This is a genomic window from Candidatus Blochmannia sayi (nom. nud.) (assembly GCF_059935855.1).
This window is the reverse complement of record NZ_CP011796.1, coordinates 411,211-431,112: the sequence shown is the minus strand read 5'-3', so window position 1 is coordinate 431,112 and position 19,902 is coordinate 411,211. Positions and strand designations below refer to the sequence as shown.

The 19,902-nt window shown below is 27.5% G+C and carries 19 protein-coding genes; 6 read left to right on the top strand and 13 right to left on the bottom strand.

Annotated elements, in window-relative coordinates:
• Positions 1 to 6: 6 nt before the first annotated feature.
• From pheS to prfA, 8 genes are all read right to left on the bottom strand, one after another.
• Positions 7 to 999 (bottom strand): phenylalanine--tRNA ligase subunit alpha, encoded by a 993-nt coding sequence (gene pheS / locus Bsayi582_RS01825; RefSeq protein WP_500816092.1) that lies wholly within the window; start codon positions 997 to 999, stop codon positions 7 to 9.
• A 175-nt stretch (positions 1,000 to 1,174) separates the two neighbouring features.
• Positions 1,175 to 1,537, bottom strand: coding sequence for a 50S ribosomal protein L20 (gene rplT / locus Bsayi582_RS01820; RefSeq protein WP_500815539.1), 363 nt, complete (start codon positions 1,535 to 1,537; stop codon positions 1,175 to 1,177).
• 96 nt (positions 1,538 to 1,633) lie between these two features.
• A complete protein-coding gene (gene rpmI / locus Bsayi582_RS01815) occupies positions 1,634 to 1,816 on the bottom strand; it encodes a 50S ribosomal protein L35 (RefSeq protein WP_500815538.1) in 183 nt (60 codons plus the stop codon).
• 75 nt (positions 1,817 to 1,891) lie between these two features.
• On the bottom strand, positions 1,892 to 2,431 hold the full coding sequence (gene infC / locus Bsayi582_RS01810; RefSeq protein ID WP_500816091.1) for a translation initiation factor IF-3: 540 nt from the start codon (positions 2,429 to 2,431) through the stop codon (positions 1,892 to 1,894).
• Positions 2,432 to 2,437: 6 nt separating this feature from the next.
• The gene (gene thrS, locus Bsayi582_RS01805; RefSeq protein WP_500815537.1) at positions 2,438 to 4,369 is read right to left on the bottom strand and encodes a threonine--tRNA ligase; all 1,932 of its coding nucleotides are present in this window, start codon (positions 4,367 to 4,369) and stop codon (positions 2,438 to 2,440) included.
• A gap of 755 nt (positions 4,370 to 5,124) precedes the next feature.
• Positions 5,125 to 5,958, bottom strand: coding sequence for a 3-deoxy-8-phosphooctulonate synthase (gene kdsA, locus Bsayi582_RS01800; protein WP_500815536.1), 834 nt, complete (start codon positions 5,956 to 5,958; stop codon positions 5,125 to 5,127).
• 310 nt (positions 5,959 to 6,268) lie between these two features.
• A complete protein-coding gene (gene prmC / locus Bsayi582_RS01795; protein WP_500815535.1) occupies positions 6,269 to 7,120 on the bottom strand; it encodes a peptide chain release factor N(5)-glutamine methyltransferase in 852 nt (283 codons plus the stop codon).
• Positions 7,120 to 8,202 carry a peptide chain release factor 1 gene (prfA, locus tag Bsayi582_RS01790; RefSeq protein ID WP_500815534.1) on the bottom strand — a complete coding sequence of 361 codons (1,083 nt, stop codon included), beginning with the start codon at positions 8,200 to 8,202 and terminating at the stop codon, positions 7,120 to 7,122. Before prfA ends, prmC begins: the two co-directional genes overlap by 1 nt.
• Before the next feature lie 621 nt (positions 8,203 to 8,823).
• Between prfA and lolB the strand changes: the two genes are divergently transcribed.
• The 5 genes from lolB to ychF all read left to right on the top strand — a co-directional run bounded on the left by lolB (position 8,824) and on the right by ychF (position 13,364).
• Positions 8,824 to 9,489 (top strand): lipoprotein insertase outer membrane protein LolB, encoded by a 666-nt coding sequence (gene lolB, locus Bsayi582_RS01785; RefSeq protein ID WP_500816090.1) that lies wholly within the window; start codon positions 8,824 to 8,826, stop codon positions 9,487 to 9,489.
• Positions 9,486 to 10,346 carry a 4-(cytidine 5'-diphospho)-2-C-methyl-D-erythritol kinase gene (gene ispE / locus Bsayi582_RS01780; RefSeq protein WP_500815533.1) on the top strand — a complete coding sequence of 287 codons (861 nt, stop codon included), beginning with the start codon at positions 9,486 to 9,488 and terminating at the stop codon, positions 10,344 to 10,346. Before lolB ends, ispE begins: the two co-directional genes overlap by 4 nt.
• Before the next feature lie 118 nt (positions 10,347 to 10,464).
• Positions 10,465 to 11,403: a ribose-phosphate pyrophosphokinase gene (locus Bsayi582_RS01775; RefSeq protein WP_500815532.1), complete on the top strand. Its 939-nt coding sequence runs from the start codon at positions 10,465 to 10,467 to the stop codon at positions 11,401 to 11,403.
• 189 nt (positions 11,404 to 11,592) lie between these two features.
• Positions 11,593 to 12,192 carry an aminoacyl-tRNA hydrolase gene (gene pth, locus Bsayi582_RS01770; protein ID WP_500815531.1) on the top strand — a complete coding sequence of 200 codons (600 nt, stop codon included), beginning with the start codon at positions 11,593 to 11,595 and terminating at the stop codon, positions 12,190 to 12,192.
• 92 nt (positions 12,193 to 12,284) lie between these two features.
• Positions 12,285 to 13,364, top strand: a complete 1,080-nt coding sequence (ychF, locus tag Bsayi582_RS01765; RefSeq protein ID WP_500815530.1) for a redox-regulated ATPase YchF — start codon at positions 12,285 to 12,287, stop codon at positions 13,362 to 13,364.
• Positions 13,365 to 13,481: 117 nt separating this feature from the next.
• On the opposite strand, the gene Bsayi582_RS01760 is transcribed toward ychF, so the two are convergent.
• Positions 13,482 to 14,192: a Bax inhibitor-1/YccA family protein gene (locus tag Bsayi582_RS01760; protein WP_500816089.1), complete on the bottom strand. Its 711-nt coding sequence runs from the start codon at positions 14,190 to 14,192 to the stop codon at positions 13,482 to 13,484.
• Positions 14,193 to 14,271: 79 nt separating this feature from the next.
• Positions 14,272 to 14,973, bottom strand: a complete 702-nt coding sequence (gpmA, locus tag Bsayi582_RS01755; protein WP_500815529.1) for a 2,3-diphosphoglycerate-dependent phosphoglycerate mutase — start codon at positions 14,971 to 14,973, stop codon at positions 14,272 to 14,274.
• A gap of 293 nt (positions 14,974 to 15,266) precedes the next feature.
• Between gpmA and pgl the strand changes: the two genes are divergently transcribed.
• Positions 15,267 to 16,283, top strand: a complete 1,017-nt coding sequence (gene pgl / locus Bsayi582_RS01750) for a 6-phosphogluconolactonase (RefSeq protein WP_500815528.1) — start codon at positions 15,267 to 15,269, stop codon at positions 16,281 to 16,283.
• 839 nt (positions 16,284 to 17,122) lie between these two features.
• Here pgl and ybgF read toward each other — a convergent pair.
• From ybgF to tolB, 3 genes are read right to left on the bottom strand one after another with little or no spacing between them, the layout of a single operon-like run.
• Complete coding sequence (gene ybgF / locus Bsayi582_RS01745; protein ID WP_500815527.1) at positions 17,123 to 17,875, bottom strand: tol-pal system protein YbgF; 753 nt, start codon at positions 17,873 to 17,875, stop codon at positions 17,123 to 17,125.
• 56 nt (positions 17,876 to 17,931) lie between these two features.
• Entirely contained in the window at positions 17,932 to 18,459 is a 528-nt protein-coding gene (gene pal / locus Bsayi582_RS01740) for a peptidoglycan-associated lipoprotein Pal (RefSeq protein ID WP_500815526.1), read from the bottom strand.
• A gap of 58 nt (positions 18,460 to 18,517) precedes the next feature.
• Positions 18,518 to 19,852, bottom strand: a complete 1,335-nt coding sequence (gene tolB, locus Bsayi582_RS01735; RefSeq protein WP_500815525.1) for a Tol-Pal system beta propeller repeat protein TolB — start codon at positions 19,850 to 19,852, stop codon at positions 18,518 to 18,520.
• Between the last annotated feature and the right edge of the window lie 50 nt (positions 19,853 to 19,902).

The following is a 19,902-nucleotide window of genomic DNA, read 5'->3' as shown; positions in this document are numbered from 1 at the left end:
CTTATATTATTTGAATTGATCAAGAAATTTTAAATCATTTTTAAAAAATATTCGTATATCATTGATATTGTAAAGTAACATCGTGAGTCGTTCTATTCCTATTCCAAAAGCAAATCCCGAAAATTTTTCTGGATTAATACCAACATGATGTAACACTTGAGGATGTACCATACCGCATCCTAAAATTTCTAACCAATTTTTGGTTTGTTGTTCTATTATGTCTATTTCTGCAGAAGGCTCTGTAAATGGGAAATAAGATGCTCTAAAACGTAAAATAATTTTTTTTTCAAAAAAATTATATAAAAAATCATATAATATTTTTTTTAAATGACTCCAACTGACATTAGAATCTATTACTAAACCTTCCATCTGATGAAACATAGGGGTGTGACTTCGATCATAGTCTTTGCGATATACTCGTCCAAAAGAAATGGTGCGAATTGGAGGGGTTTTATTCATCATGATTCGTATTTGAATACCAGAAGTATGTGTACGAAGTAAACGTTTTTCATCGAACCAAAAAGTATCGTGATTATCTCGCGAAGGGTGATATTTCGAGATATTTAAAGCATCGAAATTAAAATAATCATTCTCAATTTCTGGACCGTGTACTATGGAAAATCCTAAGGTTTTGAAAAAAGATTTCATACGTTCTATAGTACTTGTTATTGGATGTTGTGTACCTGTTTCTGAGAAACGTCCTGGTAAAGTAATGTCTAGCGCGTCAATTGTTGTATTGTTTTTTATGTTTTTCAATTTTAAAAGATTTCGTTGTTTTTTGAATGATATATATATATCTTTTTTAGCTTGATTAATAACATTTCCTAATTTGGGTCTTATGTTTAATGGAATATGATTGAGAATTTTAATTTGTTTGCTGATGTGTCCTTGTTTACCTAAGAATTTTATACGTATTGTTTCTAAATCATTTATATTATTAGATCGTATTATGGCTGATTTTGCTTGTATAACTAAATTATTTATAAGATCTAATGATATAAATGTTTTTGTGTTGTTCATGATTATGTATTTGGTGTTGTATGTTATTGATTAATTATTTTTATATATTAATTAATTTATTATTGTTAGTATTTTATTAATTATTATAGGTGCTTACTTTTGTAAGCATTCGAAATTAGATATTTACATAAGATATACGCACATTGTAACGTATCTATGGATGTTTAATATCAATGTTTACTTTATTTGCTAATATAGAGAAAGTTTTTTTGTCGAAAAGAGCTATTTCAGCAAGTGTTTTTCTATTAATTTTAATATTAGATTTATTTAATCTGTTAATGAAGTAATTATAAGACATACCATATTGACGTGATGCAGCGTTAATGCGACTAATCCATAATTTACGAAATAAACGTTTTTTTTGGCGACGATCGCGATAAGAGTATTGTCCAGATTTTGTAACTGATTGATAGGCAACGCGGTACGTGCGAGATCGAGCACCATAATAACCTGATGCTTGTTTTAGTATTTTTTTATGACGAGCATGTGCCACTACACTGTTTTTTACACGAGTCATATATATATTTTCTCCTCATTATATAGATATATATAGTATATTTGTGATCAGATCGTTGTATTAAATTTAATAAAAATTCGTTTACATGTATGTAAATTATTTCATAATTGCGTTCAAATAAATTTGAGGAAGTACAGATTTGTGACGTAAATGACGTTTATGTTTTGTAGATTTTTTAGTCAAAATATGTCGCATATAAGCGTGCTTGTATTTATATTTTCCTGAAGCCGTTATTTTGAATCGTTTGTTGGCCGCTTGAAGTGTTTTAATTTTAGGCATACACTAGTCTCAATAATTTTTTAATTATATTATGTTGTGATTGTTTATTTAATTTTTATTAAATTGTGTAGCTATTTATTTTTTTTTTGGTGCTAAAATCATGGTCATCTGACGTCCTTCAATTTTATTAGGAAAAAATTCTACAGTTGTTAATTCATGTAATTCATGACGTATACGGTGCAACATTTTTGCGCCAAGTTGGTGATGAACTACCTCTCCGCCTCTAAAGCGTAAGGTTATTTTAACTTTATTTCCTTCATTAATAAATCTGATTAAATTACGTAATTTAATTTGATAGTCTCCTTCATCAGTGCCTGGTCTAAATTTTATTTCTTTAATATGAATTATTTTTTGTTTTTTCTTTTGTTCTTTTGTGGATTTATTTTTTTCATATAGAAATTTGCCATAGTTCATAACTTTGCACACAGGCGGATCGGAATTCGGATTAACTTCAACTAAATCAAGACCAATATCTTCAGATTGTTTAAGAGCTTCATATAAGCTAACTACACCAATTTGCTTTCCGTCTACTCCAGTTAAACGAATTTTTTTAGCGACAATTTCTCTGTTAATACGATGTAACCGTATTGATTGTGTTTTCTTTCCGAATCTAATAATATGTTAATCCTCCATTTGGCAAAAATTATAATTATTGATTTCGTGTATTAATTTTCTTATGAATACATCAATATTGTAGTTTTTTAATTTTTTACCACGATAAGTACGTATAGCTACTGTATTTTCTTTTGATTCTTTGTTTCCACAAATTATCATATAAGGCACTCGTTGTAGGGTGTGGTGGCGAATTTTAAATCCTATTTTTTCGTTTCTTAAGTCTACTTTTGTTCTTATTTTTTCATTTGTTAGCTTTTTTTCTATAATAGAAATATATTCGGATTGTTTATCGGTAACGTTCATAACAACAACTTGTATTGGGGCCAACCATGTTGGGAAAAATCCTATGTATTCTTCTGTAATTAAACCAATAAATCGTTCTATAGAACCAAGAATTGCTCTGTGAATCATTACAGGAGCTACATAATTATTGCTATTGTCGATATAACGTGCATTTAATAAATTTGGTAAAGAAAAGTCTAATTGTATCGTACCACATTGCCAACTTTTATTTAAAGAATCAAGTAAAATGAATTCTATTTTAGGACCATAGAATGCACCGTCATTGGGTTGATATTGAAATGATATATTGTTGCATTTCAATGCGGTAGATAAATATTGTTCTGCTAAATCCCATATTAGATCTGTGCCAATTCGTTTTTTTGGGCGAGTTGACAGCTTTACTAATATTGTTTTAAAACCAAATATATTATATATTTCATACATCATTTGAATACAGTGATTTAATTCATCAAGTATTTGTGTTCTTGTGCAAAAAATGTGCCCATCATCTTGAGTAAATTCTCGTGTTCTCATTAGTCCGTGTAAGGATCCAGATGGTTCGTTTCTGTAACAGTTACCAAATTCAGCTATACGATAAGGTAAATCTTTATAAGATTTTATACCTTGCTTGAAAATTTGAATATGTCCTGGACAATTCATTGGTTTTATGCAATATTCATGATTTTCGGAAGAAGTAGTAAATATATGTTTATGATAATTTTCCCAGTGACCTGTTTTTTCCCATAATACGTGGTTAATCATCATAGGACTTCTAACTTCTTGGTATTGATACATTTTAAGTCGTGTTCGTATAAATTTTTTTAGTTCTTGGAATAAAATCCATCCATTCTCGTTCCAAAAAATCATACCTGGGGCGTCTCTTTGTGTATGATATAGATTTAATTGTTTTGCAAGGTTACGATGATCATTTTTTTTTGGTTTTTGCGATGTACTGTGAGTATAAGTTATATATTGTCGTTCATTGGCCCAAGCAAAACCATAGATACGTTGTAATATTTTATTTTTAGAGTTTCCACGCCAGTAAGATGTAGAAATTTTATATAATTTAAAATATCGACAAAAATTTATATTAGGGACATGTGGTCCGCGGCACATATCTATATATTCTTCATGATAATATAAAGCAATATGTTCAGTAGGATTTATATCTTCTTCTAAAATTGATACTTTATATGTTTCGCCAATTGATAAAAAAATTTTTTTAGCTTGTTCCCAAGTAACGTATTTTTTTACAATATTGTAACCCTTATTAGCAAGCAATAACATTCGTGATTCTAGAATTGTCAGATCATTTTTTGTAAGATGATGATCAAGATCTATATCATAATAGAATCCTGTGTTTATTACTGGACCAATTACCATTTTAGTATTGGGCCATAATTGTTTCATTGCGTGTCCTAATAAATGTGCGCAAGAATGGCGAATGACATGCAATCCCGCATCATCTTCTGCAGTAATGAATTTTAGTGTTGAATCATGATAAATTAAGTCGACTATATCAATGAGTTTATTATTGACTTGAGCAACTACGCAGTGTTTATATAACGTAGGATCTATATCTTTAGAGATTTGCAAAGGAGATACGGGATGAGTATATTGACATTGATTTCCATCACTTAAAGTGATAACAGGCATTAATGATTCCTTTATATTTATTGATATACTATATGTATTATTTTTTTATTCTAAACTATAATTTTTTATTTACATTATCTTTAAAATTGTTAATTATATTTACAATAATAAGAAAATTATATAAATATTCGAATTATCCCTTTGTTTGTTGTTTATATAGATTTTTTTAAAAATTTATATTTTATAATACACTATTAATGTTTGATATATTTATACTAGATATATTTTATATTTACATGCATAGTGTATATTTTAAGATAAATAACGAAGTATTCTCACCGTAATGTTGTTAAATTCATTAATAATTGCAATACTTTGTCTAAGTATTACGATATAGAATAATTCTATCATAATATTGTTATCTGTGAAAAATATAAATTACTTAAATTAGACTTAATTTGGTTTTTTAAATTAATTAATAATAATAATGATATTACTTTGTATTGTACTAAAGTATTGTGATTAATAAACAACATTATATTATAATATTCAACATATTTGTTTTATTGTGGTTTTATGATTTTTTGTTGTTTACAAGTATAAAGAATATTATTTTTTGAGTATTTTATGTTTAATATTGAAATAGATGTTATTATTAATTTATAATCTTAACCTATAATATTTTAATTTCATATCAAACATTATAGGTTAAGGTGTTTGTAATAATTAATAAATAGTATAAATTATAATTTTATTAAGTTATTTTTTATAATATTTGGTTTGGTTGTATTAACAAAATTTAAATGTTTAATTTTTTAGAAGGATTTGATCAAATCATCGATGGCTTTTATTTGACTTAAGAAAGGTTCTAATTGATTTAAGGGTAGAGCAGAATATCCGTCGCACTTAGCGTTATCTGGATTTGGGTGTGATTCGATAAATAATCCAGCAATTCCTATTGCTATACTGGCTCTAGCAAGATCATAAATTTGTGATCGTCTCCCTCCAGAAATAGGAGACAGTGGGTCACGTGTTTGTAAAGCGTGTGTAACATCCATTATTACTGGACATCCTTTAGAAATATGATGCATAACATTAAGTCCTAGCATATCCACTACCAAGTTATCATAACCAAATACAGTTCCTCGTTCACACAAAATTATCTGGTTGTTTTTAAATGCACGACATTTATTGACGATATGTATTACTTGTGCTGGATTCATATATTGTGGTTTTTTTATATTCATAACCATACCAGTCTGAGCTATAGATGTAATTAAATCAGTTTGACGAGCCAAAAATGCGGGAACTTGCAGTACATCTACTACTTTTGATACAATACTTATTTGGTAAATTTCATGAACATCGGTCATGAGTTTTACTTCAAATATTTTTTGTAGTTCTTGAAGTAATCTTAAACCTTCTTCTAATCCTGGTCCCCGATATGAATCAATTGACGAACGATTTGCTTTGTCAAAAGATGCTTTAAATATATAGGGTATATTTAATTTTTGTGTCACATTGACATAATGTTCGCATACCTTCATGATTATATCTTGTGATTCTAAAACGTTCATACCTCCAAATAATACGAATGGTAAATGATTTGATATTTTTATATCCTTGACATTAACTATTAACTGTTGCATGTATTTGTAAATCCAAATATTTGTATGATGAATAATGTATAAAATAAATTTTATGAATTTTCATAAGCAATAAACAATTATATTTGTTAGAATTAATCATAGTTGACCATAAAATTAAATGTTTGGGGTTGATAACTATAATTTAAAAGTATCTAAATATAAGTATCATTATAATTATATAATATTTATAATATAACTGTTTGTATGTGACTAAATTTTTATTTTTGTAATGGTAACATGAATCACAACTCGTGTTATTTTTTTTTATATTTTATTTATAAAATTATAATATCTCAAAGATATATATTACTCATGATAAAAATGTTTTATGAGATACCCATTTTCCGTATGTTACACGTTCATAATAATGATAATCACGTACTGTGTGGATATTAGTAAATCCAAATTTATAAAATAGTGCGCGCACATATCTTCCCTGATTCCATCCATGTTCTAAAAATAACCATCCATTTTTACTTAGATGTTGAGTAGAATATTTACAAATTATTGTTAAGTCCGATAGACCTGATTGTTCTGATATTAACGCGCTCTTAGGTTCAAAGATTATATCATTATCTTTCAAGCATGAATCATGTTTGTCAATATATGGTGGATTACTGACAATAAGATTAAATGTTTTTCCTGTTAAGTATTTAAACCAATTTCCATATATAAACTCTACATTTTTGCAATTGAATAAAATCTTATTTTCACGTGCTAGACATAATGCTTGTTTTTGACAGTCTATACCTGTAATTTTCCATTTTGGTCTTTCTGAGGCAAGAGTTAAAGCTATGGTTCCAACTCCAGTTCCTAAATCTAAGACACTTAGATGAGGTGTGCATAATAAACTAAATATTTGTCTTATCAGACATTCAGTATCCGGTCTTGGAATAAACACTCCTGGTGATACTTTAAAATTTAAGGACCAAAATTCTTTTGAACCGATTAGATAAGCTACAGGTTCTCCTTTTTCTCTACGAGAAATTAAAGATTTTAGTTGTATTATGGTATCATATTCTAATGATGTTTCGCCAAATGCCAATAATTGGGTACGAGATTTTTTAGTAATATTTCCCAAAATAATTTCTGCATCTCTTTTTGGGCTCATAGAATTTTTTAATTTTAAACTGGCCCAACACAACCATTGATCCCACGTCACTATTTTAATTCTAATAATTTATCAAGCTGATCAGATTGATATTTGTTAATTATAGGTTGTATTAAAATATCTAAATTCCCATTCATTATATCATTTAATTTATATGATGTAAAAGAAATACGATGATCAGTAACACGACCTTGTTGGAAGTTATATGTACGAATGCGATCAGATCGATCTCCTGTTCCTAATAAATTGCGTCGAGTACAGGATGCTTTTTGTTGTTGACGTTGTATTGTGATGGCATGTAATCTAGAACTTAATACTGATAGCGCTTTAGCTTTATTTTTATGTTGCGAACGCTCATCTTGGCATTCTACAACTAGTCCACTTGGTATATGGGTAATGCGTATTGCTGAATCAGTAGTATTAACATGTTGTCCTCCTGCTCCGGAGGATTTAAATGTATCAATCCTTAGGTCATTGGGGTTGATAGCAGGTAATTCAATGTCTGGTATTTTTGGGATTACAGCTACAGTACACGTAGAAGTATGAATACGTCCTTGAGATTCAGTGTGCGGTACTCTTTGGACGCGATGTCCTCCAGATTCAAATTTTAATTTATTATATGCTCCTTTGTAAGGTATTTTAGTGATAATTTCTTTATATCCACCGCATTCTCCATAAGTGACATTGATTATCTCCATTTTCCATCGATGTATTTCTGAATAACGAGCATACATTCGAAATAATTCTCCTGTAAAAACTGCCGCTTCTCTTCCACCAGTACCAGCCCGCAGTTCCATAAAACAACCGTGTTTGTCATTAGGATCTTCAGGAAGTAATAATATTTTTATATTTTTTTCAAGATCATGTTTGTTGGAATAAATTTTTTTTAATTCATTTTGCGCTATGTCGTGCATATCTATATCTGTTAACATTTCTTTTATATTGATTATTTCTTGTTTTATGGTTAACCATCGCTTAAAGCATATAACTATTTCAGATAATCTTGCATGTTCTTTAGATAAAACACAAAAACGTTTTTTGTCGTGAATAATGTTAGGTTTAATGAGTGTTTGTTCTAATATATCAAAACGTTCCTGTAATGTTATGAGTTTTTTTATGATAACAGGATTCATACATATTATATTTATAATGTTATTATTTTTAAGCTTAAAATAGAATTCAACTTGATAAAAATTAATAGTTTATAGTTATTAATTTGATTTTTTAATAAACATTTATTTTGTCGCGTCTTCATTATTAATATTTTTCTTTAATCATACTAAAATATAAAATTAAATAAATGTTAGTTTAGTATTTATTAAGATAATATTAAAAGTAATCAACAATTGGACTGTATCATATTATTTATATTTATAAAATGGTTATTTTTTTTTATTTTCAAGTGTTTAAAATTTGGCAATGAATATATTTATTAGTTGACATTCAAATATGTAGTCAATATGTGTGTATTATATACATTAATAAAATAAATATTAACTTACAATGCTTAATTCAATAATAATTAATTATTAAATTAATGTTGTATTTATAACATACGGTTTATTCTAAAAAAAATAATGAAAAATTTAAAATATTTATTTTTTTTTGACGTTAAATAAATCAGTAATACTATTACTAGTGTTAAATTTTTTTGTATATTAAAGTCAGTAATCATTTAATATAGTTAAAAAATTATTTTTTAGATTAATGACAGTAATTAATGAACTAAAATTTTAATAAAAATTATTATGAATATAATTTGTATTTTAGATAATTTTCTTAATTTATTATTTAAATGTTTCATTTTTGTATATTTTAGATTACTGAGTATAGTCGTGTTTATTTGTGTATCTTGTGTTTTTCATCAGGATTTGTATGTATGTGAAAATAAATTAAAATCTACATGGAATAATCATAAAAAGTTAATATCTCGAATATCTTATTATCAAGCACAAGGCACTATTACTTATACAATTGATAATCACAATAGGAGTCATGTTAGATTCATTTGGACTCAAAATAACAATAATGATTATAACATAAAGTTACTAAATGTTTTTGGATTGATTATAATTTCTATATCTGTAGAGAATGGAGCGGTTCGTATTGCAAATGGTATAATATATCGGAACAGTGATTTTGAAAACAAAATTCAAAAGTGGTTCATGGATGATATGAAATATTTTTCGAAACAAGTGCAACAATGGATTTTGGGGTTACCTGGAATCAATACAGAATATAATCTAAATTCTATGGGTTATTTGTTGTCTCATATTAATTTTTCTTATAATAACGATAATATATACATATATTATCGTTATTATAATACTAATACTATACCAATATTGCCTAAAATATTAGAAATATATTATAATCAATATTATATTAAGTTAGTGATAGACAATTGGGTTATACGATGAATTATCAATGGCCTTCCCCAGGAAAAATAAATTTATTTTTATATGTCATTGGACGTTATACAAGTGGTTATCATTGTTTACAGACTTTATTTCAATTTATTGATTATAGTGATAGTATCGAGATATTTGTGACAAATAGTGGCAAAATTAGATTATTCAGTGCAATGAGTAATTTAATATATTGTGATAATTTAATTATACGAGCAGCAAAATTATTACAGTATTATTGTTGGCCAAATAAAAAATTAGTACCTGGTGCAGATATTTTTCTTGATAAAGTATTACCTTTAGGTTCTGGTTTAGGAGGTGCTTCTTCTAATGCTGCAACTGTATTAATGATACTTAATCAACAATGGCGTTGTTATTTAAAAAAAAGTGTTTTAATGAGATTGGGTTTGATGCTAGGAGCTGATGTGCCAGTGTTTATTTATGGGCATTCAGCTTTTGCTGAAGGAGTGGGTGATGTGTTTACGTCGATTCGTATACCTGAGAAGTGGTATCTTATTATTGTGCCACCAATTAGTATGAGAACTTCGTGGGTTTTTCAAATGTATAAATTAATAGGAAATTGTCGTTATTCTCCATATCGTCCAATGAAAAAGTTATTATCTGTATCTTTTCGTAATGATTTTGAAGAAATTGTTAAATTGATTTGTCCTGAAATAAAGGTATACTTTTCGTATTTATCACAATATGCATTACCTAAACTTACAGGAACTGGTTCTTGTATTTTTTCCGAATTCAATACTGAGTGTCTTGCTTATCAAGCACAAAGTTATTTGCCATCATGGATCAAGAGTGTTGTAACACGTGGAACAAATATATCTCCATTATATCGAAAGTTACTAAAAATATAATAAATATAATATCATCGACATGATTGTTTCTAACAAACTAATGTGTCATTATTATTTATTATGTGTAGTATATGTATTTATAACGTTATTAAATGTAAAACTATGAGATGTTTCTAACATGAAACTTTTTACTGGTAATGCTGTGCCAGAGTTAGCTCGGCATATTGCAAATAGATTATATATTAATCTTGGTAGGGCTTCTGTTGGTCGTTTTAGTGATGGTGAAGTAAGTGTTCAAATTAATGAAAATGTTCGTGGTGATGATGTGTTTATTATTCAATCTACTTGTGCACCAACAAATGATAATTTAATGGAGTTAATTGTTATGGTTGATGCGTTAAGACGTGCATCGGCTACTAGAATTACTGCGGTAATTCCTTATTTTGGTTATGCTCGTCAAGACAGAAGAGTACGTTCTGCCAGAGTGCCTATTACTTCTAGAGTTGTAGCTAATTTTTTATCGAGCGTAGGAGTAGATCGTATTTTGACGGTAGATTTACATGCTGAACAAATACAGGGTTTTTTTGATGTACCAGTAGATAATGTTTTTGGAAGTCCAATTTTATTAGAGGATATGATGCAACAAAATTTTAATAACCCTATTGTAGTATCTCCAGATATTGGAGGAGTAGTACGTGCTCGTGCTATAGCAAAATTACTTGATGATACTGATATGGCAATTATAGATAAACGAAGATCTCGTGCGAATATTGCTCAAATTATGCATGTTATAGGAGATGTATGCAATCGTGATTGCATATTAATAGACGATATGATTGATACTGGAGGAACTTTATGTAAAGCTGCAGATATTCTCAAAGAAAAAGGAGCGTGCCGGGTATTTGCTTATATTACTCATCCAATTTTTTCTGGCAATGCTTACGAGAATATTCAAAATTCTATGATAGATGAAATTATTGTGTGCGATACTATTCCATTAAAATCAAAAATAAAATCTTTACCTAATGTACGTGTATTAACTTTGTCGGGAATGCTCGCGGAGACAATTCGACGCATCAGTAATGAGGAATCAATTTCCGCTATGTTTGAGTATTAAAAATATTATTGAGTAAATATATTAAATAATATTAGTGTGTTTAAAATTACGTGTTCTACATCTTTTTGTTGAGATATTTATTAAAATAATTTAAATTATTTCAATAAATATCTGTAAATTATGTTTTAAATTCTTTAATAATATTAAAAGTATTAATTTATAAAATTTAAATAATTTTTACGTATAAAAATGACTATTAAGCTTATTGTAGGATTAGGTAATATTGGAGTCAATTATTTTAATACTAGGCATAATTTTGGCGCTAGATATGTTGAGTTATTGGCAAAATATTATAAAGTGACTTTGAGTAAAAGTGATATCTTATGTGGGTATACTGGGCAATTAAAATTAGAAAATAATATTGTACATCTGTTAATACCAAATTCATATATGAATTATAGTGGATTATCAGTATCTAAATGTGTTGATTTTTATCAATTATATTCAAAAGAAATATTGATCGCACATGATGATCTTGATTTATTACCAGGGATAATACGTATAAAATTAGGTGATAAAATTAATAATGGTCATCGTGGTATAAGAGATATTGTGGTTAAATTGAAGAATAAATTTGATTTTTATCGCTTACGTATTGGAATAGGTCATCCTGGTAATAAAAATAAAGTAATTGATTTTGTTTTAAGTGAACCGTCTGTTTATGATCAAAAAAAAATTAATAATGCAATTAATCAAGCAATATCATGTACTAAAAATATAGTTATTGGCAATTTTATTACAACTATGAATTATTTGCATGCTTGTAAATCCAATTTTTTAAAAAATTAATTTAAAGAATTTTTATTTAAAATTTTTGTTTATAAAAATTATTAGGTTATTATGATATCTTGTTTATTTTTGTTTTAATTATTTAAAATATTATGAAAATTGATTGTAGCATTATCGGATTACCTAATGTAGGTAAATCAACTTTATTTAATACTCTGACTAATGCATCTGTGAAAGTAGCTAATTTTCCTTTTTGTACGATTCAACCTAACATAGCTGTAATACATGTACCTGATTTACGTATATATCAGTTAACAGATATTGTTCAGTCACATAAAATAGTACACGGTACAATTGGATTTGTTGATGTTGCAGGTTTAATTAAAGGAGCTGCTCAAGGTGTCGGGATGGGCAGTCAAATTTTAAATTATATCTGTACAACAAAAGTATTATGTCATATGGTGCGTTGTTTTGGTAGCAATGAAATTGTACATGTTTTTGATGATATAGATCCTTGTAGAGATGTTAATAGCGTTAATGCTGAATTTTTATTGTTTGATATTTTGCGGTGTGAACAAAGTATTTATATGTTGAAGAAACAATACAATAATGTTGTTAATAGAAATATTGAAATGCAACTATTTGCATTAGAAAAATGTTTAAATTATTTGTATGACGGTATTTGTCTGCGTGACATACAATGTTTTAAAATAAAAGAAATAAATATTCAGAAATTTAATTTTTTAACGGTTAAACCAATTATTTATATTGCTAATGTCGATGAAGAATCTGTCTTGAATAATGTTTATTTTGATAAATTACGTACACTTACATCTAGCGAACATGCCCCGTTAATTTCGTATTGTGCTTTATCATATTTATCGAAAAATAGATATGATAATATTGAAGTTATTCAAAAACAACAGGAAAAAGTATTGTATGATATAGTTAATGCTATTTTTTTTGTATTGAATTTGCGTACTTTTTTTACTGTAAATTTAAATATGACTCGCGCTTGGACATATGTGATTGGAACTACTGCATTGGAGGCAGCTAAAAAAGTACATAGTGATTTTAAAAGAGGTTTTATTCGCGTTCAAGTTATTAATTTTAATGATTTTATTATATACAAAGGAGAGTTGGGTGTAAAAAAAGCCGGAAAAGTTCGCTATGAGGGCAAAAGCTATTGTATACAAGATGGCGACATATTGAAATTTTTATTTCAAATTTAACCTTCAATTGCATTAAATTGCATTTAGTTCAAATTTAGATTGATATTTTTGTATACATAAACAGACAGATCAAATATGTTCAGAAATATATTTGATCTGTCTGTTTATGTATTATAATCAACGGCGATTTCCAAAAATACGGATCATCATTAAAAATAAATTAATAAAATCTAAATATAAGGTTAACGCACCTATAATCGAATATTTACGAAATTGATCTGGATTATCTACAGATAAAGATGCTCCTATAGATTTTAATTTTTGAGTGTCATATGCGGTTAACCCGACGAATATAATAACACCAATATATGTAATTAACCACATTAAAGCTGTATTTTTTAACAATAGATTAACGATTGAAGCTAATACTATTCCAATTAATGCCATAAATAATAAATTACCAAAACTACTTAAATCTCGTTTGGTAGTATATCCATATAATGTCATAGCACCGAACATACCAGATGTCACTACGAAAGCACTAGATATCGAGGATGTAGTATATAATATAAATATGCTAGATAAAGTTAAACCTGTTAGCATTGAATATAACATAAATAATGTAGTCGCCAAAGATCCACTTAATCGCGTAACCATTCCAGATAAAACGAATACTAATGCCAATTGACCAATAACTAAACTAAAAAATATCAGTTGATTAGCAAATAATAATTGAAGTATCGCTGGAGTTCTAGAAGCGTACCAAGCAACAAATGCAGTAAGTAATAATCCGCAAGACATCCAACCAAATACTTGTAATATATATGGCTGAATTATATTATTAGCTCTCTCTGATATTGTATTTTGAAAACGAGGAAACCGATCCATAATCATCACCTAAAAATAATTAGAATATAAAATTTTTCTACATATTATATCGTAAGCCCAGCATGTGATCAACAAAATGTTACGTAACGTTGTTTAAAAAATAATGTTGAATGGGACATCCATTTTGATCAAATTCATATATTAACGGAATACCAGTAGGTATATTAATTTGAAATATTTCTGATTCATTTAATTCATTTATAAATTTTATTATAGCACGTATAGAGTTTCCGTGAGCAACAATGATGACATTTTTATTATTTTTAATATGAGGTAGTATAGATTTATTCCAATAAGGAATTATTCTTTTTAATGTTAACGCTAAACTTTCACCATTAGGTAATTCATTAGAGCGAATATTATAACGATTATCATTTGTTGCAATAAATTTATTATTTTCAGAAATCATTGGAGGAATAGCATTAAAACTACGACGCCATTGCTGGACTGTTTCGTAACCATATTTTTTTACGGCTTCATCTTTATTTAATCCTTGTAGAATACCATAATGTCGCTCATTAAGTCTCCAAGATTTTTCTATTGGTAACCACATTTGATCTAATTGATCTAATATGATCCATAAAGTACGAATTGCTCGTTTTAATACTGAAGTATATCCGTAATGAAAAATGTAACCATTTTTTTTTAATGTTTGGGCAGCATGTTGAGCTTCAGTGCATCCTTTATCTGATAAATCTACATCGACCCATCCAGTAAATCTATTTTCTTTATTCCATTGACTTTCTCCATGTCTTATAAGAACCAGTTTAGTTATGTTCATGATGTTTATTTTTCTCTTATTTTTGTTTATAAACGTTTAAATTGAGTATACGGGTTATACAATTTTATCGAGGTAGCATTTTTTTGCTGTAATATATTTTAGATAAATTATTATATGTTATTTATTTTTTGCTATATAGTATGTATATAGATGACTTTGAATTAATATAAATTTAATCAATCATAACACGAATAGTCACAATTTTTGGAGTTTATGTTTTGTTAATAAACAAAGTTTAGAGATTACTGTATCATAGTTTATATTTGATACGCTACTATAAAATGAGTAAATATATGAAACAAATTGTTTATGTAGCAAGTCCAGATAGTCAACAAATTTATGTTTGGAAATTAAATAATATTTCTAGTGCATTAGAATTAGTTCAAGTAGTAAATACCCCTGGCCAAGCACAACCTATAATCGTTCATCCTAACAAACAGTTTTTATATGTTGGAGTGCGTCCTGATTTTGGAATTACTACTTATCAAATTAATGAATCGGGATTATTGACGGATATTGGAACGATGAAGATTATTAGCAGTCCCACCCATTTATCCAGTGATATAAAGGGTACATTTTTGTACTGTACGTCTTATAGAAATAATATGATTAGTGTGATACCTATAAGTATATCAGGTGCGCTTGGAAAGCCTATACAAATTATAGAAGATTTGCTAGGTTGTCATTCTGCGAATGTAGATAAGAGTAAAGAATTGATTTGGGTTCCTTGTTTAAAAGAACATTCTATTAGATTGTTTAAAATGAGTACAGCTGGATTTTTAACAAAATGGGATCCATGTTTTATTAAATCTAATGTTAATTCAGGTCCGCGGCATATGACTTTTTACGATTTCGGTTACTATGCGTATGTAATTAACGAATTAACGAGTACTGTTGATGTTATAAAATATGATGATTGTCAAAAAGTACCACGTATCGTACAAACATTAGATATAATTCCTAAAAGTATGAATATTAGACAGTGTTGGGCAGCTGATATACATATTACTCCCAATAAGCGTTGGTTATATTGTTCTGATAGAGTTGCTAGTATTATTAGTTGTTTTGAGGTGTTTAAGAATACAAAGCAATTAAAATTTATTAGTTATCAATTAACTGAAGCTCAACCGCGTGGGTTTGCGATTGATAGTCAAGGAAAATTTTTAGTTGTTGCGGGTCAAAAATCAAATTATATTTCTTTATATAGTATTGATAAAAATAGTGGAAAGTTAACTATGTTATCTCGTTATTCATCAGGAAAAGGTCCTATGTGGGTTACTATAGTGTCATTTTATTATGAGTATAAATAAAAAGGGGCGATAATATATACAGATGTATTGATGACGACAGTATTAGTAACAAAGTTAAAATAATGATTTCGTTTAAATTTTATATATCAGTAAATGTGCTGTGTATAACGTAGACAGCTAATAGTTACGTATATTTTTGTAATTGAATGTATAACTTTTATTTTTTATAATTTACGTATGATAAAAAATAAATGTATGTATTATGTGTTTAATAGTCTTAAGATCATGATCTATATAATATTTTGTAATCTTATGTTATACATAATTTTTTATTTTTATATCATAACAAGTTTTTTGAATGTTTTTATTATGATAAGGTGATTATTGTATATGATTTTTATTTGATTTTACGATTTTGGGTATTATATGTTTTAGCAATTAATTAGTATCAGTGTGATTTATTTGTGATTGTAACTTACGGTTGTTTTAGTATATAGAATATTTGCAATAAGTTTGAATACAGACAGCGATAGAATTTTAAACACATACTTTTGACTTAATATAATGAATATTGTTTGTTAGATTGCAAATATTTAATTCTACTTATTATAAGTGTTTAGTTTTAATAATTAATCTATAATGTTTTATAATGTATTATTTTATGAATATACACATATCTTTAATCTTAATATTAAGATTAATCCAATATTTATCGGATTAATTATATGACAAAGTAGTTAATTAAAAAAAATTATTATGTACTATATTATTAAAATATAGTTTCGTGTGTTGTATTTTTATAAATGGTAGTATTTGTGTGTTACATTATGTTAATCAAAAAGAAATTAGTTGTAAGTTATATTTTATTTATTTGTTTATTATTATTTGTTTGTTGTAATTTATTTTAAATGTATTAATCGCTTTTGTGCTTCTTTAGATGCATTGCTGTTAGGGTATAATTTGCCTACTTGTCGATATATTGTTTTAGCTTTATCTTTTTGTTCTGTTTCTTGCATGATAATTCCAATTTTTAATAATGCGTCTGGTGCTTTTAATGATTTGGGATAGTTTTTTACAACTATAGCAAAATGGTGAGAGGCATTATCTTTGTTACCTTGATTATAATAAAGTTGTCCTAACCAATAATGAGAATTAGATTGATAGATTGATTTAGGATAATTTTTTATGAAGTTTTGAAAGGATTCTATTGCTTGGTTATATTGTTTTTTTTCTAGTACTAACGCTACCGCTTTTTTATAAGCAGTATCTACTTCAGCTATTATTTCGTTATTGATTTCTTTATAATTTTTAACATTTGAATTAACAGATAATTTATCAGAAATATTATTAGAATGATATGATGTGTCGTTATTATCTGTGTGCGAAGTATTATTTGTTTTGTGACATGATTCTGTTTGATTATTTATAATTTTTGAGATGTGATGTTGAATATCCTGAATGTGCCCACGCAATGTATCAATATCTTGTTGATTTTCAGATAATTGTTGTTGTATTTTAATAAGGCATTGACTGTGTGCATCAGATATTTGATGTAACCGCATGATACGTTGATCATTATTATCTAATTTGTTATTAAAATCTTTAGCGTATGCAATGTGATTGGTAATATTTTCAGAGTATTTAATAGCCATGATTATGATTATGTATGTTTTAAATAAAAATAGTATAAATTTCATCATATGTAGAATTATTTATATATTAATGTAACGCGTCTATTTTTAGAATAAGCTTCTTCATTATGACCTAATACAGCGGGTTTTTCTTTGCCATAAGAAACAGTGAAGATTTGTTCAGATAATACGCCTTTACTTTGTAGATATAATTTTACAGAATTAGCTCGACGCTCACCTAGTGCAATATTGTATTCTGGTGTGCCACGTTCGTCTGTATGCCCTTCAATTTTAATGTGATACAGTGGATTATGACATAAAAAATCAGCATGGATATTTAGCGCACAAAAAAAATGAGAAGGAATGTCATATTGATCTAGAGGAAAATAAATGATATTAACAGCTTTTAACTCTTGTATTTTTAGTTGTACTTGTTTATTAGGTTGTTTATTATTTTGTGTGTTAATATTGTTAAAATAATTTGGTTTAGTGTTTTTTTGATCATAGGTATTATGAGTGTATTTACTTGACAAAGAGCATGCAGTTAGAGTTGAGCCTATACTTATTGATAATATCAGTTGTTTAAAAACATTATTTAATTTCATTTATATATCCATTATTTTTATTTATCAATTTAACAATTATATCAAAATAATTGCATATTTATTGCGAATGTGAATATAATGATGCCCATTTTGGAAATCTCATATCACCTTCATTTCTTTTTAAATGGGTTTTAAATTTCCCATCAATAGACATTACTTCTAAATTAGATATTTTCAAATTCTTGATATTACTGTATATTACCATGGTATTATTAGGTGCTATACTGGGTGTATCAGCTAAAAAGGTATCTGTTAATATTTCTTCTTTTCCAGTTAATAAATTCAACTTAGCAATATTTTGTTTTCCCTGCAGTCTGTTTACCATAATTATAAATGTTCCATCTGAACTGACATTTGGATTGTGATTACTAGTATGCATCCAAGATAGTCTCTGGACGTCAAAAGTATTAATATTAATTTTGTATATTTGCGGATTTCCTCCCCGATCAGAAGTATAAGCTATATTTGCGTTGTCTGGAAACCAACTAGGTTCGGTATTATTATTTCTGTTGTTGGTTAATTGTTTAACTGTTCCGGATGTTAAATCCATAATATATAAATTTAAACTACCTGTTTTTGATGAAGAGAAAGCTAGTTTCTTAGAATCAGGTGAAAAGGCAGGTGCACCATTATGTTGTGGAAAATCAACAATATTATTAACTAGTCCAGTATTTAATGTTTGTATGACTAATTCTGAATGCCCGGAAGCAAAAGTGACGTAAGAAATTTTTTTTCCATCTGGAGACCAAGCTGGAGACATCAAAGGCTCTGGTGATCGACAAATTGAAGTTTGGTTATATCCATCGTAATCAGAAATATATAATTCATAAGGATATTGATGATTATTATTCGCACGTAATATATAAGCAATACGTGTACAAAATACACCTTGTATACCAGTTAATTTTTCAAAAATTTCATCACTTATAGTGTGAGCTATGTAACGTAGCCATTTTTTTTCTACTGAATATTGATTTTCTAAAATTATCAGTGCAGGATTACTAGAAGTATCTATTAAGTTATATGAGACAATATAGTTGTCATCGTGGTTTGTTGTGTGTATTGTTCCTAATACAATGATACTGACGCCTAATTTTTCCCAAAACATTGGAATTACGTCGGATATTTTAGTAGGTTTATGTGGTAAATATTCTACGGGCACTGTATTAAACTTACCACTATTACGTAAGTCGGAAGCTATGATCGATGCTATATCTTCAACGGGTGTAAATTTGTCATATTTATTATCAATATATTTAAAAGGTATTACAGCAATGGGATGTGTGGTATTTACTCCCTGTGTGATTTTAATATTCATATCTGCAAGCAATGAAGATTGCCAAAAGCATAAAATAAATAATTTCAATATTATTAATAGAAATATTTGTTTCAATAAAATCTCCTATATTTATAGTTTATTAATTTTTTATTAAATATATTAAA

What these genes read in the sequence shown, in the direction of transcription:
- rplT (WP_500815539.1), bottom strand. Translation starts at nt 1,537, where the DNA reads ATGACTCGTGTAAAAAACAGTGTAGTGGCACATGCTCGTCATAAAAAA.
- rpmI (WP_500815538.1), bottom strand. Translation starts at nt 1,816, where the DNA reads ATGCCTAAAATTAAAACACTTCAAGCGGCCAACAAACGATTCAAAATA.
- thrS (WP_500815537.1), bottom strand. Translation starts at nt 4,369, where the DNA reads ATGCCTGTTATCACTTTAAGTGATGGAAATCAATGTCAATATACTCAT.
- kdsA (WP_500815536.1), bottom strand. Translation starts at nt 5,958, where the DNA reads ATGCAACAGTTAATAGTTAATGTCAAGGATATAAAAATATCAAATCAT.
- prfA (WP_500815534.1), bottom strand. Translation starts at nt 8,202, where the DNA reads ATGAATCCTGTTATCATAAAAAAACTCATAACATTACAGGAACGTTTT.
- ispE (WP_500815533.1), top strand. Translation starts at nt 9,486, where the DNA reads ATGAATTATCAATGGCCTTCCCCAGGAAAAATAAATTTATTTTTATAT.
- Bsayi582_RS01775 (WP_500815532.1), top strand. Translation starts at nt 10,465, where the DNA reads ATGAAACTTTTTACTGGTAATGCTGTGCCAGAGTTAGCTCGGCATATT.
- pth (WP_500815531.1), top strand. Translation starts at nt 11,593, where the DNA reads ATGACTATTAAGCTTATTGTAGGATTAGGTAATATTGGAGTCAATTAT.
- ychF (WP_500815530.1), top strand. Translation starts at nt 12,285, where the DNA reads ATGAAAATTGATTGTAGCATTATCGGATTACCTAATGTAGGTAAATCA.
- Bsayi582_RS01760 (WP_500816089.1), bottom strand. Translation starts at nt 14,192, where the DNA reads ATGGATCGGTTTCCTCGTTTTCAAAATACAATATCAGAGAGAGCTAAT.
- gpmA (WP_500815529.1), bottom strand. Translation starts at nt 14,973, where the DNA reads ATGAACATAACTAAACTGGTTCTTATAAGACATGGAGAAAGTCAATGG.
- pgl (WP_500815528.1), top strand. Translation starts at nt 15,267, where the DNA reads ATGAAACAAATTGTTTATGTAGCAAGTCCAGATAGTCAACAAATTTAT.
- ybgF (WP_500815527.1), bottom strand. Translation starts at nt 17,875, where the DNA reads ATGGCTATTAAATACTCTGAAAATATTACCAATCACATTGCATACGCT.
- pal (WP_500815526.1), bottom strand. Translation starts at nt 18,459, where the DNA reads ATGAAATTAAATAATGTTTTTAAACAACTGATATTATCAATAAGTATA.